Genomic DNA, 13,001 nt, shown 5'->3' on the forward strand with positions numbered 1-13,001 from the left:
GCGCATGCCAATCGTGAATTCTGGTTGGCAATAATTTAACGCTCTAAAAAGACAAATGCCCGCGTCAGCGAACTGGCGCAGGCATTGAATGAAACCGGTGATGCAAGTATTACTTACGCAGGCCGAGCTTGGCGATCAGGTCGCGGTAGCGGGTTGCGTCCTTGTTCTTCAGGTAGGACAGCAGGCTCTTGCGACGGTTGACCATCATGATCAGGCCGCGGCGGGAGTGGTGATCCTTGCTGTGGGCCTTGAAGTGGCCGTTCAGTTCGTTGATGCGTGCGGTCAGCAGCGCAACCTGCACTTCAGGGGAGCCCGTGTCGTTCTGGCCACGTGCGTTGTCGGCGATGATCGCCGATTTGTTGATGTTTTCTACGGACATGATAAACCTTTCACATGCGATGCGCGGAGTAAGCAACCCTGCACATCGTGAGTTACGATAAATGAAAAACCCTGCCCATACGGACAGGCCCGCAAGTATAACGGAATTCGCGCGGGCTGTACCAACTTCTGACTACAATCATTCAACAAGCCAGGAGCGCAACATGAAAAAGATGATCATTCATGCAATACCCCGGATGCTGCCGGGCGTGCTGCCGTGCGTGCTACTTGCCACACTGCTATGCGGCTGCGCCTTCGGCCCGCCGCCTCAGCCGGGCGAGCCGATGGCCGCGGTCGAATCAAGGCTGGGAACGCCCAGCGCCCGCTTTGCCAGCGGCGGCGAAACGATCCATGAGTACGGTGCCGGCGCGTTCGGCCAGTTCACTTACATGGCGCGCTACGGCGCCGACGGTCGGCTGCGCTCGTACGAGCAGGTGCTGACCGATGAAAAATTCGCCGGCGTGAAACTGGGCATGGACGACAAGACCACGATCCTGCACACGTTCGGCCATCCGGCCGAGACGATGTACCTGTCGCGCCGCGACCTGGAAGTGTGGAGCTACCGCTACAAGCAGTCGGGCGTGTGGGATTCGATGATGCACATCCACTTCAGCCGGGATGGCAAGGTGCGCGAGATGATGGCCGGGCCGGATCCGATGCGCGACCACCGGGAAGGGTTCTTCTGAGGTCGCGGCAGCCGAACCGGCGAAACCCGAAACCGCGGAAAACCGGGGGCGAAACAGGGATTTCGAGGAGCACCGCTCCTCGCCTGTGCAGCGGAGATAGCATGCAGGCTATCTCTCCTTCCAGGCACCTATTAATTTGCAACACGCGTGTTGCAAATTAATAGGTGCCTGTCCCCTTGCTGTGTGTTCCCTCTTCTTGCTTACTCGGTCTGCGGATTGACCCGCGCCTTCGCATGCAGCTTGTTCAGCGCGGCGAGGTAGGCCTTGGCGGAGGCGACCACGATGTCCGGATCGGCGCCCACGCCGTTGACGATGCGCCCGGCCTGCGACAGCCGCATCGTGACCTCGCCCTGCGACTGCGAACTGGGGCTGATCGCGGCGATCGAGAACAGTACCAGCTCGGCGCCGCTCCTTGCTTCGGTCTCGATCGCGTTGACGATCGCATCCACCGGGCCGTCGCCGCTGCCTTCGCACAGCACTTCCCGCTCGCCCATCGCGAACACCACGCGCGCGTGCGGCAACTCGCCCGTTTCGCTGCGTTGCGCCAGCGATACCAGCCGGTAGTACTCGCCCTCCTCCCGCTCTTCGGTGGAGACCAGCGCCATGATGTCCTCGTCGAAGATCTCGGCCTTCCGGTCGGCCAGATCCTTGAAGCGGGCAAACGCGGCGTTGACGTCGCCTTCCGAATCGAGCTCGATGCCCAGCTCCTGCAGCCGCTGCTTGAAGGCGTTGCGCCCGGATAGCTTGCCGAGCACGATCCTGTTGGCGGTCCAGCCCACGTCCTCGGCGCGCATGATCTCGTAGGTTTCGCGCGCCTTCAGGATGCCGTCCTGGTGGATGCCCGAGGCGTGCGCGAACGCGTTGGCACCGACCACCGCCTTGTTCGGCTGCACGGCGAAGCCGGTAATCTGCGACACCATCTTCGACGCCGCCACGATCTGCGTGGCGTCGATGCCGCATTCGAGGTTGTAGTAGCCGCCGCGCGTGCGCAGCGCCATCACCACTTCTTCCAGCGCGGTATTGCCGGCCCGTTCGCCCAGGCCATTGATCGTGCATTCGATCTGGCGCGCGCCGCCGATCATCACGCCGGCCAGCGAATTGGCCACGGCCAGGCCAAGGTCGTTGTGGCAGTGTACCGACCAGACGGCCTTGTCGGAGTTGGGGATGCGCTCGCGCAGCCGGCGGATCGATTCGCCGAACAGTTCGGGGACGGCATAGCCGACGGTATCGGGGAAGTTGATCGTCGTGGCGCCTTCGGCGATCACCGTTTCCAGCACGCGGCACAGGAAATCCTCCTCGGACCGGCTGCCGTCTTCGGGCGAGAACTCGATGTCGTCGGTGAAGCGGCGCGCGAAGCGGATCGCCTGGGTGGCCTGCTCCAGCACCTGCTCGGGTTCCATGCGCAGCTTCATCTTCATGTGCAGCGGCGACGTGGCGATGAAAGTATGGATGCGCTTCCTGGCGGCCGGTTCGAGCGCCTCGGCGGCGCGGGAAATATCGCGGTCGTTGGCACGCGACAGCGAGCAGACCGTGGAATCCTTGACGGCGGCGGCAATGGCGCGGATGGCTTCGAAGTCGCCGGGAGAGGCGGCGGCGAAGCCGGCTTCGATCACGTCCACGCGCAGCTTTTCCAGCTGGCGCGCGATGCGGATCTTTTCTTCCTTGGTCATCGACGCGCCGGGCGATTGCTCGCCGTCGCGCAGCGTGGTATCGAAAATGATCAGGCGGTTGCTCATGAATTGCTCCTCGATTAACCGCCTATAGGAGTCTGCCCGCAGACTCCCGCTCAACGGCGGTCGGTTTCCTCGGGTTCCTCGTCGACCTGCACGATCGACACGGGCTTGCCCTTGGCCAGCCGCACGGCAAACACCACGTAGCCGGACAGTCCGTACAGCACGAACAGCAGGAACATCACCTTCGGCGGATCCAGCGACACCAGCGTGAACGCCAGCGCGATCAGGAACACGGTGATGAACGGTACCGATTTCTTGAAATTGACGTCCTTGAAGCTGTAGTACGGCACGTTGGTGACCATCGTCAGGCCGGCGAACAGCGCCAGCGCCCACGATGCCCACGGGTAGTACACGCCATGCTCGCCCATGTCGACCATCACCAGCACGAAGCCGGCGATCAGCGCCGCCGCCGACGGGCTCGGCATGCCCTGGAAGTAGCGCTTGTCGACGACGGTGATGTTGGTGTTGAAGCGGGCCAGCCGCAGCGCGGCCCCGGCACAGTAGACGAATGCGGCGATCCAGCCCAGCTTGCCCAGGCCGCGCAGCGACCATTCATAGATCACGAGCGCGGGCGCGGCGCCGAAGGACACCATGTCGGACAGGCTGTCGTATTGCGCGCCGAATTCGCTCTGGGTGTTGGTGAGGCGGGCGACGCGGCCATCGAGCCCGTCGAGCAGCATCGCCACGAAGATGGCCCAGGCGGCGTGCTCGAAGCGCTGGTTCATCGCCATCACGATCGCGTAGAAACCGCAGAACAGCGCCCCGGTCGTGAACGCGTTCGGCAGCAGGTAGATGCCGCGGCGCGGCCGAAGTTCGCCCCGCTCGTTGTATTTGCGGGCAAACCTGCTGAATGCGCTGCGGCGCGGCGCCTTGCCATTGGGGACGGCGCCGGACTTGGGCCGGCGGCGGGGGAATTTAGCCATTGAGTTACCTGGTGCGTTATTGCTGCGTGAGCGCTGCGCTATTGTTCTGTTCCGGCCGGGGGAAGCCCGGCCGGGTGAACCCTATTATAGAGGAGCACGCAGATTGGGGAGCACTCAGGTCGGGTGGCTGGCGTGCGGCGCGTGCCGCGCAGTCCGCACGTGCGGACTGCGCGCGACGCCGGTTCCTGCTCAGCGGAAGCGCACCTTGCCCACCAGGCGCATCTGCAACGTGGTCTCGCCCGGCTCGAACGACGGCTCGGCCACTTCGGCCGAATCCATGCTCTTGCGCATCGCCATCATCACCGGTGCGGGGGCGCCTTCGCGGTCGGCGTAGTTGCCGGAACCTTCGAAATCCACGGTATCGAGCACCGCATCGGCCACCGGCCGGCCCATCGCCGCGGCCACCGAGGTGATGCGCTCGTTCAGGTTCCTGTAGGTGGCGGCGATGCGCTGGTCGTCCAGCTTCTTGGTCGCTTCCGGCGTAAGGCCGAAATTGATCGCGTTCAGGGTCAGGATCTTTTGTGCCGCGGCCACGGTTTTCGGCAGGCCGGCCAGGTTGGTCGTCTTCACTTCCACGTAATGGCCCACGCGCCAGGCGGTCGGCACGCGCGGCTTGTTCGCCGCCATCGGCTGCACCGGACGGTCTTCCGGATACACCGGGTAAGTGTAGTAGTTCATCGTCTTCAGGCTGGCCCGCGGGTCTTCGCGCTTGAGGATCTCGAGGCCCTGCTTCATCTTCTGGTTGACGCGCGAGGCCGCGGCGGCCTTGTCCTTGTCCTGTTCCTCGACCGCCAGCACGGCGGTGGCCTGGTCGTTCGCCGCCTTCACCTCGCCGTAGGCGGGAATGATGACGGTGGTGCCGGAGGCCGGCGCCTGGGCCTGGGCGCCTGCGTGTGCGGAGCCAAGCAAAAGCGTCAGTACGAGTGCGGCGGGAGCCACGGTTTTCATCAGGGTCATGCGCTTCTCCTCGGTTGAAATGGTGAGCGCACTTTAACCGATCCGCCACCCACGGCCGGGAACACTTGGTGAACGTTTGTAACAGCAGTGTCATCGCGGCGACACGCGAATCTGTCATCATGGAAGACTGACCGTTTTATTCCCTGAAAATGAAAACACCGATCTTCCTGTCGCTGTCCCTGCCGTTATTCCTCTTTCTGCCCAGCCTTGCGGTGGCCGCGCCTGCCAAGCCGAATACCGCTCCGAATACCGCCCCGAAACTCGTCGTCGTGATGGCCGTCGACGGCCTGCCGCAGGAACAGCTGGTGCGCTACCGCGACCAGTTCGGCAGCGGCGGCTTCCGGCGCCTGCTCGACGGCGGTGCCTGGTTCACCGATGCGCACCAGGCGCACGGCACCACCGTCACGGCGGTCGGCCACGCCGCCATCCTGACGGGTGCCTACCCGAACCAGCACGGCATCGTCGCCAACAACTGGGTCGACCGCGCCACCGGAAAGCAGGTCTACTGCACCGAGGACCACAACCACCAGTACATCGGCGAGCACACCGAGCCGGACGACGGCACCTCGCCGGCGCGGCTGCGCGTCGATACGCTGGGCGACCAGTTGCGCTATGCGACCGGCAACCGGGCCAAGGTGGTGGCCGTTTCCGGCAAGGACCGCGGCGCCATCCTGCTGGCCGGCAGGGGCGGCACCGCATACATGTACATGGAACGCAGCGGCAATTTCGCCAGCAGCACCTGGTACATGCAGCAGCATCCGCAATGGGTGCAGCGCTACCTGGCAGGCAAGCCGCAGGACCGCTACTACGGGCAGAAATGGCGCCCGCTGCTGGCCGACAGCGCCTATGCCGGCGATGCCGACGGTCCGCTGTTCGACTTCCCGTACTACAGCGAGAGCGGCAAGCCGGATGCCGGCTACTACAAGCGCCTGAAGGAAGGCCCTGCCGTCGACGAGCTGACGCTGGACTTTGCCCGTGCCGCCATCGATGGCGAAGCGCTGGGCGCCAACCCGGCCGGCGTGCCCGACCTGCTGGGCGTGAGCCTTTCCGGCCATGACTACGTAAACCACCGCCATGGCCCGGAAAGCAGAATGTCGCACGATCACCTGCAGCGCCTGGACCGCATGCTGGCCGGCTTCTTCGCCTACCTCGACAAACGCGTGGGGGCCGATGAATGGATGATCGTGCTGACGGCCGATCACGGCTTTGCCAACAGCGCCGAGTTCTCGCAGCGGCAGCGCATCGATGCCGGCCGCATCGACGGCAAGAAGCTGCTGGCCGGGCTCGAACAGCACCTGGCCACCACGTTCAACGGAGCGAAACCGATCGCCAATGCGGTACCGCCGAACATCTATTTCGACGGCGCCGCGATCGACAAGGCCGGGCTGAAGCGCGCCGACGTCGAGGCGGCGGCCAGCAAATGGCTGCTGGCGCGGGACGGCGTCGCCGACGTCTACACCCGTACGCGCTTCGAGGAAAGCGGCGCCAGCGGCACCCGGCAGGACTTGCTGATGCGCCGCGGCTGGCATCGCCACGAATCCGGCGACCTGGTCGTGGTGCCGCGCGCCTACTGGGCATTCGGCTCGGGCACCAGCGGTGCCACGCACGGCACGCCGTACCGCTACGACACCAGCGTGCCGCTGCTGATGATGGGCAAGCGCTGGATCGCGCCGGGCAATTACACGCAGTACGCCGAAGTGGTCGACATCGCGCCGACGCTGGCCGCGCTGCTGCAGGTGCGGGCCCCGGCCGGCGCCGAAGGCCGCGTACTGACGGAAATCCTGCGGCGCCGGTGATGCCGGCAATGCCGGGCGATCCGGTGCCGGGCACCGGTGCCCGGCCTTGTCACCGCAAGGCCTGGTACAGCTCCGCGATATCGTAGGGCTTGGCCAGCAGCCGCACGCCGGGCAGGTTGACCCGGCTGTCCGTATAGCCGGTGGCCAGCACGATGCGCACGTGCGGATAGCGCGTCAGCACGATGCGCGCCAGTTCGACGCCGCCGATCGCGCCCGGCATCACGATATCGGAAAAAACCTGGCGCACCGGCGCGCCGGACTCCAGCACGGCCAGCGCCTCGTCGCCGCTGGCTGCCGCGCGCACCTCGAAGCCGGCCGTCGCCAGCGCGGCCAGCATGGTTTCGCGTACCAGCGGGTCGTCTTCGACGAACAGCACCATTCCTTCAGCGGGCTGCAGCTCGGGCGGCGCCGCCCGGCCGGCATCGTCGGCGGCAGCGGCCGCGCCGGCGGCGCGCGGCAGCCAGACCGTCACCGTCGTGCCGGCACCCGGCGTGCTGTCCAGTACCAGCTTGCCGTTCGACTGGACCGCGAAGCCATACGCCTGCGGCAGGCCGAGACCGGTACCCTTGTCCACGCCCTTCGTCGTGTAGAACGGTTCCAGCGCATGCGCCAGCGTATCCTGGCTCATGCCGGTGCCGGTATCGGTCACCGACAGGCGCAGGTAGTCTCCCGGCGCCAGGTCCGCCGTCTGCCCCTGCCCTGCGACCGGCAATGCCTCGTTGCGCAGCGCCACGCTCACCCTGCCGCCGGCAGGCATCGCGTCGCGCGCATTGATGACGAGGTTCAGCAAGGCCAGCTCCATCTGCAGCGGATCGATGGTGACGGGCCACGGCGCTTCCGGCACCTGCTGCAGGTCGAGCACCAGGTCCACGTTGTCCGGCAGTGCATTCTTCAGCATCGGCAGCACGTTGTGCACGGCCGTTGCCGGATCGACGGTGGCCAGCCGCGCATCCTGCACGGTGCCGAACGAGCGCATCTGGCCGGTCAGCGTGGTGGCGCGCACAATGGCGCGCTGGCAGGTCTCGGCCAGCGCCTGCACCCGCGCGCGGTCCTGCGTCAGCGGAATCAGCTGCAAGGCGCCGGACAGGGTCTGCAGCACATTATTGAAATCATGGGCGATGCCCGCCGTGAGCCGGCCCAGCGCCTCCAGTTTCTGGCCCTGCAGCAGCGCGCGCTGGGCACGTTCGGCCGCGGCCACCGCCTCGGCCACCTTGCGTTCCAGCTCGGCTTCGTTGCCGCGGATCCGGGCACCGGCATCGGCCAGCGCCCGGCTGACCGCATCGGCCTCGGCCATGCCCGAGACGAGCGCCGCCACGGCTTCGCCCGCACCCAGCGCTTCGGCACTGCGGCGCAGGCGCTCGATGGGCGCCGCGGTGCGCCGCGCGTACCAGTGTGCGCCGGCGATCGACAGTGCCAGCATCAGCACGATCATCGCGGCAAAGCCGGTGGCCGCGTAGATGGCCGGCCGGCGTATCTCGTCGAGCGGCACGCTGAGGATCACGGTCCAGCCGGACAACGGGGCACGGCTGAAGAACGCCTTGGTGTCGATGCCGGACAGCGTGACGCCCTGGTGCACGCCGGACCGCTCGCCGGCCAGGATGCGCCCGCGCAGCACAGGGCGCACGCTCATGCCGATGTACTTCCCGGCGTCGCGGCTGCGCGCGATCACGCGGCCCTGGCGGTCCACCAGCGACGCGGTCCACTGCGGCGGCAGCCCCTGCTGGACCAGCAGCGGCACCAGCCGTTCCGCCGCCATGCCCATCGCCAGGTAGTAGCGCAACTCACCGCCGATATGCACCGGAATCTGCACGGCAATGTCGGGACGCTTGCCGACCGGCGCCATGAACAGGTCGGAGACCACCGTGCCGTGCTCGCCTTTGGCCTGGCGCAGTTCTCGCAGCGTCGAACCGCCTTGCGGCGGCGTACTGCCGAACGGCTGTCGGCTATTGAGCAGCTGGCGCCCTTCCAGGTCCTGGATCACCACCGTCGACGTCTGCGGCGGCGCCACGCTGCGGGCCTGCTCGTGAAACGCGCGGAAGTCCCCATCCCGCAGGGCCGGCGACGCGGCCAGCGTGCGCAGGATGCCTTCGATCGCCAGCACTTCGCGGTCGGCCAGCAGCGACAGCGCACGCACCGCTTCCTTCGTGCCGGCCTGTTCGGCCTTGCGTTGTTCCTGGTACACGTACCACACGGCCACGGATGCCACCACCACGGCGGGGAACAGGATCGACAGGATCAGCAGCAGCAGGCGGGTTCGGATAGGCATGGGGATGTCGAATGACGGTAATGCGGCGATGATAACGAAACAGCAACACGCATTCTATCCGAGCAAGGCACGCAACGCCTTGCACGCTTCAGCGCGAGCAACTACCGGTTCGCCGCAAAAGGCTCCCGCCGGGCTGGCCGCCGTCCTACAGTGCCGGTGTCGCCATGAATCCGGAGAATCCCGATGAAAAAACTGCTGGCAACCCTGCTGCTGTCCTCCCTGCTGGTGTCTTCCTTTTGCCCGATCGCCCACGCCGGACCGGCCGGCGACGATGCGGCTGCCGTGGCGGAGATCGATACCATCGTCAAGGCTTTCCAGGCCGCGATCATTGCGAAAGACCGCGCCGCCCTGGAGGCGATGTTCCTTCCGGCCGATAACAGCTGGCTGATGGTGGCCAGCGATCCGTCCCGTCTGAAGCCGGGCCGGCCGCGCGTGCGGGCTTCCAGCTACCGACAGTTTGCCGAATCCATCGGCGCCAGCAAAGTACCCGTCGAAGAGCGCTTCTACAACGTGCGTATCCACAGCAATGGCAGCATCGGCATGGTGTACTTCGATTTCGACTTCATCGAGGATGGCAAGGTCATCAACAAGGGCGCCGAATCATGGCACCTGGTGAAAACCGAAGGCGGCTGGAAGATCAGTTCGATGGTGTTTTCACTCGGCTGAAATTGTTGAAATTGCGGCTACAATCGCCCGATGTCCCCAAGCACGTTCGACACGGCCCGCCTGGCCGACCTTCCCTTTCACCATGCCTTGCTGGCGGCGCTGCCGATCTCGGCGTGCATCGCGATCATGGGCGTGCCGGACTTCGGCCACGAACGGCCGCTGATCTTCCGCACGCTGTACCTGTGCACCTACCTGGCGTGGATCGCGCCCACCGCGTGGCTGCAGCGCCGCCTGTGGCGGCGCGGCCTGCCGTGGTGGGTCGTGGCGCTGGCACTGCTGGCGGCCACGTACGCGATGTCGGTGGCGAACAGCGGCCTGGGGCAGACGCTGGGCATCCGGCTCGGCTTGCGCGACGAATACCGCCTGGGCATGCTGTTCGCAGGCCTGGACGGTTGCTGGCTGCCACTGATCGCGTTCTGCGCCACCCATGCGGTCGTGGCCTACAACAGCGCGCTGGGGACCGAGCGCACGCGCGCGGCCGAGGCCCTGCTGCTGGCGCGCGATGCCGAATTGCGCGCGCTGCGCTACCAGCTGCAGCCGCACTTCCTGTTCAATACGCTCAACGCTGTCTCCACGCTGGTGGCCACGGGCCGCGACCGCGACGCCAACCGGATGATCGCGCAGCTGGCCGACTTGCTGCGCGCCACGCTGGCCACCGAACACGCGCACGAGCACGCGCTGGCCGATGAACTGGCACTGACCGAAAACTACCTGGAAATCGAGAAGGCCCGGCTGGGCGACCGGCTGCGCATCGCCATTGACATCGGGCCCGGCCTGCTCGATGTGCAGGTACCGTGCCTGCTGCTGCAGCCCCTGGTCGAGAACGCCGTGCGGCACGGCATCGCGCCCGATCCCGCCGGTGGCGAACTGGCACTGACAATCGCTGCGGCCGGCAGCGGACTGCGCATCCTGCTGGTCAACGACGCGCGCAGCGAGGGCGCCAATGGCGACTCCCTGGGCGTGGGCATGCGCAATGTGGCCGAGCGGCTGCGCAAGCTGTATGGCGGTACGTACCGCTTCACGGCACGGCACGTGGCACGCAGCCGCTTCGAGGTCACGATCGAACTGCCGCTGCGGCGCGACGCGGGCGCGGGCGCATCATGGGAGCGTGGGTCAGGGGTGCGTGGGTCAGGGGTGCGTGCGGCATGATGCGCGCGCTCGTCATCGACGACGAACCGCTGGCCCGTGCCGGCGTGCTGGCCCGGCTGCGGCAATGCCCGGATATCGACGTGGTGGCGGAGTACGGCGACGGACCCGCCGCGCTGGCCGGTATCCGCGATGCCCGGCCCGACCTGGTATTCCTCGACGTGGACATGCCCGGCCTGAATGGCCTCGATGTGCTGGCCGCGCTGCCGCCGGCGGAGCGGCCGCTGGCCGTGCTGCTGACGGCGTACGAGCAGTTCGCCGTGCAGGCGTTTGCGCTGGACGTCGTCGATTACCTGCTGAAACCCGTGGAGGACGAGCGCTTCGCGGAAGCGGTGGCGCGCACGCGGCAGGCATGGCGCTTCCGGCACCAGGCGCCGGAAGCGGCGCAGCGGCATGGCGGATACCTGTCGCGCTTCACGGTGCGCTACGGCAGCCGCCTGGTGTTCGTCGATGCGGGGGACGTGGACTGGATCGACGCGGCGGGCGACTACGCCACGCTGCACGCGGCTGGCCGCGAATACCTGGTGCGCACGCCGCTGCACCGGCTGGCCGAGTCGCTCGACCCCGCGGCGTTCGTCCGCGTGCACCGCTCGGCCATCGTCCGCCTGGACCGCGTGGCAGAACTGCGCACGCTGGGCAACCGCGACGCGGTGCTGCGGCTGCGCGACGGCACGCCCTTGCGCGCCAGCCGTACGTATATCGACGCGCTGCTGGCGGCGCTGGAGCGGCAGCGGACCGCCGCTTGAGCGTTCCGCTCCGGGTTCACGGAATGTCTCGGCAAAAAAAAACGGCCCGCAAGGGCCGTTTTCCGTCAGGCGAAAGCCGCTTAGTTCTTCGACTTGTCGACCATCTTGTTGGCGGCGATCCAAGGCATCATCGCGCGCAGCTTCGAGCCGACTTCTTCGATCTGGTGCTCGGCCGTCAGGCGGCGGCGCGAGATCAGCGTCGGGGCGCCGGCCTTGTTTTCCAGGATGAAGGACTTGGCGTATTCGCCGGTCTGGATGTCCTTCAGCACCGCACGCATGGCATCCTTGGTCTCGGACGTGACGATGCGCGGGCCGGTCACGTATTCGCCGTACTCGGCGTTGTTCGAGATCGAGTAGTTCATGTTGGCGATGCCGCCTTCGTAGATCAGGTCGACGATCAGCTTCAGTTCGTGCAGGCACTCGAAATACGCCATTTCCGGCGCATAGCCCGCTTCCGTCAGCGTTTCAAAGCCGGCCTTGATCAGTTCCACGGCGCCGCCGCACAGCACGGCCTGCTCGCCGAACAGGTCGGTTTCGGTTTCTTCGCGGAAGTTGGTCTCGATGATGCCGGCCTTGCCGCCGCCGTTGGCCGAAGCGTAGGACAGGGCGATGTCACGAGCGTGGCCGGACTTGTCCTGGTACACGGCGATCAGGTGCGGCACGCCGCCACCCTGCTTGTACGTGTTGCGCACGGTGTGGCCGGGGGCCTTTGGTGCGACCATGATCACGTCGAGGTCGGCGCGCGGCACGACCTGGCCGTAGTGCACGTTGAAGCCGTGGGCGAAGGCCAGCACGGCGCCCTGCTTGATGTTCGGTGCCACGTTTTCGTTGTAGACCTGGGCGATGTTCTCGTCCGGCAGCAGGATCATGACGACGTCGGCCGCCTTCACTGCGTCGTCGACTTCGGCAACCTTGATGCCGGCCGCTTCGACCTTCTGCCACGACGCGCCACCCTTGCGCAGGCCGACGGTGACGTTCACGCCGGACTCGGTCAGGTTCTGTGCGTGCGCGTGACCCTGCGAGCCGTAGCCGATGATGGCAACGTTTTTGCCCTTGATCAGGGAGAGGTCGGCGTCTTTGTCGTAGAAAACTTTCATGGTCATTCCTAAGTATTTTGTGTGAATCGTATTAATCAGCTTAAAGCCGGCAGCTTAAAGCCGGCAGCTTTAACCCGGTAGCTTCAACGCGGTGTCGATACCGCGTGCAGCGTGTTCAGAGCTTCAGGATGCGTTCGCCGCGGCCGATGCCGGAGCCGCCCGTACGGACGGTTTCCAGGATCGAGGTGCGGTCGATGGCGTCGATGAAGGCGTCGAGCTTGCTCTTCGCACCGGTCAGTTCGATCGTGTAGGTCTTCTCGGTCACGTCGATGATGCGGCCGCGGAAGATGTCGGCGGTGCGCTTCATTTCCTCGCGCTCCTTGCCCACTGCCCTCACCTTGATCAGCATCAGCTCGCGCTCGATGTGCTGGCCTTCGGTCAGGTCGACCACCTTGACCACCTCGATCAGCCGGTTCAGGTGCTTGGTGATCTGCTCGATGATGTCATCGGAGCCGCTGGTGACGATCGTCATCCGCGACAGCGTGGAATCCTCGGTCGGCGCCACGGTCAGCGTCTCGATGTTGTAGCCGCGCGCGGAGAACAGGCCGACGACGCGGGACAGCGCGCCGGCTTCGTTTTCCAGCAAAACAGAAATGATGTGTCGCAT

At 66.0% G+C, this 13,001-nt stretch carries 12 protein-coding genes; 5 read left to right on the forward strand and 7 right to left on the reverse strand.

Annotation, left to right across the window (positions count from 1 at the left end):
- Positions 1 to 109: 109 nt before the first annotated feature.
- The gene (rpsO, locus tag FHS02_RS27990) at positions 110 to 379 is read right to left on the reverse strand and encodes a 30S ribosomal protein S15 (protein ID WP_131144685.1); all 270 of its coding nucleotides are present in this window, start codon (positions 377 to 379) and stop codon (positions 110 to 112) included.
- Between the two features lie 163 nt (positions 380 to 542).
- Here rpsO and FHS02_RS27995 point away from each other — a divergent pair, with 163 nt between their 5' ends.
- A complete protein-coding gene (locus FHS02_RS27995) occupies positions 543 to 1,064 on the forward strand; it encodes a hypothetical protein (protein WP_229422655.1) in 522 nt (173 codons plus the stop codon).
- 200 nt (positions 1,065 to 1,264) lie between these two features.
- On the opposite strand, the gene FHS02_RS28000 is transcribed toward FHS02_RS27995, so the two are convergent.
- From FHS02_RS28000 to FHS02_RS28010, 3 genes are all read right to left on the reverse strand, one after another.
- Entirely contained in the window at positions 1,265 to 2,800 is a 1,536-nt protein-coding gene (locus FHS02_RS28000) for a 2-isopropylmalate synthase (protein ID WP_137313961.1), read from the reverse strand.
- Between the two features lie 50 nt (positions 2,801 to 2,850).
- Positions 2,851 to 3,720 (reverse strand): CDP-diacylglycerol--serine O-phosphatidyltransferase, encoded by an 870-nt coding sequence (gene pssA / locus FHS02_RS28005; RefSeq protein ID WP_137313962.1) that lies wholly within the window; start codon positions 3,718 to 3,720, stop codon positions 2,851 to 2,853.
- Between the two features lie 189 nt (positions 3,721 to 3,909).
- Entirely contained in the window at positions 3,910 to 4,677 is a 768-nt protein-coding gene (locus FHS02_RS28010) for an SIMPL domain-containing protein (RefSeq protein WP_137313963.1), read from the reverse strand.
- 149 nt (positions 4,678 to 4,826) lie between these two features.
- Between FHS02_RS28010 and FHS02_RS28015 the strand changes: the two genes are divergently transcribed.
- The gene (locus FHS02_RS28015; RefSeq protein WP_137313964.1) at positions 4,827 to 6,473 is read left to right on the forward strand and encodes an alkaline phosphatase family protein; all 1,647 of its coding nucleotides are present in this window, start codon (positions 4,827 to 4,829) and stop codon (positions 6,471 to 6,473) included.
- A gap of 49 nt (positions 6,474 to 6,522) precedes the next feature.
- Here FHS02_RS28015 and FHS02_RS28020 read toward each other — a convergent pair whose 3' ends face one another.
- Positions 6,523 to 8,739, reverse strand: coding sequence for a hybrid sensor histidine kinase/response regulator (locus FHS02_RS28020; RefSeq protein WP_137313965.1), 2,217 nt, complete (start codon positions 8,737 to 8,739; stop codon positions 6,523 to 6,525).
- Between the two features lie 183 nt (positions 8,740 to 8,922).
- On the opposite strand from FHS02_RS28020, the gene FHS02_RS28025 reads away from it, so the two are divergent.
- From FHS02_RS28025 to FHS02_RS28035, 3 genes are read left to right on the forward strand one after another with little or no spacing between them, the layout of a single operon-like run.
- Complete coding sequence (locus FHS02_RS28025; RefSeq protein ID WP_137313966.1) at positions 8,923 to 9,405, forward strand: nuclear transport factor 2 family protein; 483 nt, start codon at positions 8,923 to 8,925, stop codon at positions 9,403 to 9,405.
- Between the two features lie 30 nt (positions 9,406 to 9,435).
- A complete protein-coding gene (locus FHS02_RS28030; protein WP_221403972.1) occupies positions 9,436 to 10,554 on the forward strand; it encodes a sensor histidine kinase in 1,119 nt (372 codons plus the stop codon).
- Positions 10,551 to 11,297: a LytR/AlgR family response regulator transcription factor gene (locus FHS02_RS28035; RefSeq protein ID WP_137313967.1), complete on the forward strand. Its 747-nt coding sequence runs from the start codon at positions 10,551 to 10,553 to the stop codon at positions 11,295 to 11,297. The genes FHS02_RS28030 and FHS02_RS28035 overlap by 4 nt, the downstream gene beginning before the upstream one ends.
- An 80-nt stretch (positions 11,298 to 11,377) precedes the next feature.
- Here FHS02_RS28035 and ilvC read toward each other — a convergent pair whose 3' ends face one another.
- Together ilvC and ilvN are read right to left on the reverse strand one after the other, a co-directional pair.
- Positions 11,378 to 12,394 carry a ketol-acid reductoisomerase gene (gene ilvC / locus FHS02_RS28040; RefSeq protein WP_137313968.1) on the reverse strand — a complete coding sequence of 339 codons (1,017 nt, stop codon included), beginning with the start codon at positions 12,392 to 12,394 and terminating at the stop codon, positions 11,378 to 11,380.
- 115 nt (positions 12,395 to 12,509) lie between these two features.
- Entirely contained in the window at positions 12,510 to 13,001 is a 492-nt protein-coding gene (gene ilvN, locus FHS02_RS28045; RefSeq protein ID WP_131144674.1) for an acetolactate synthase small subunit, read from the reverse strand.

Source organism: Pseudoduganella umbonata (assembly GCF_014192225.1).
Lineage (GTDB): Bacteria > Pseudomonadota > Gammaproteobacteria > Burkholderiales > Burkholderiaceae_D > Rugamonas > Rugamonas umbonata.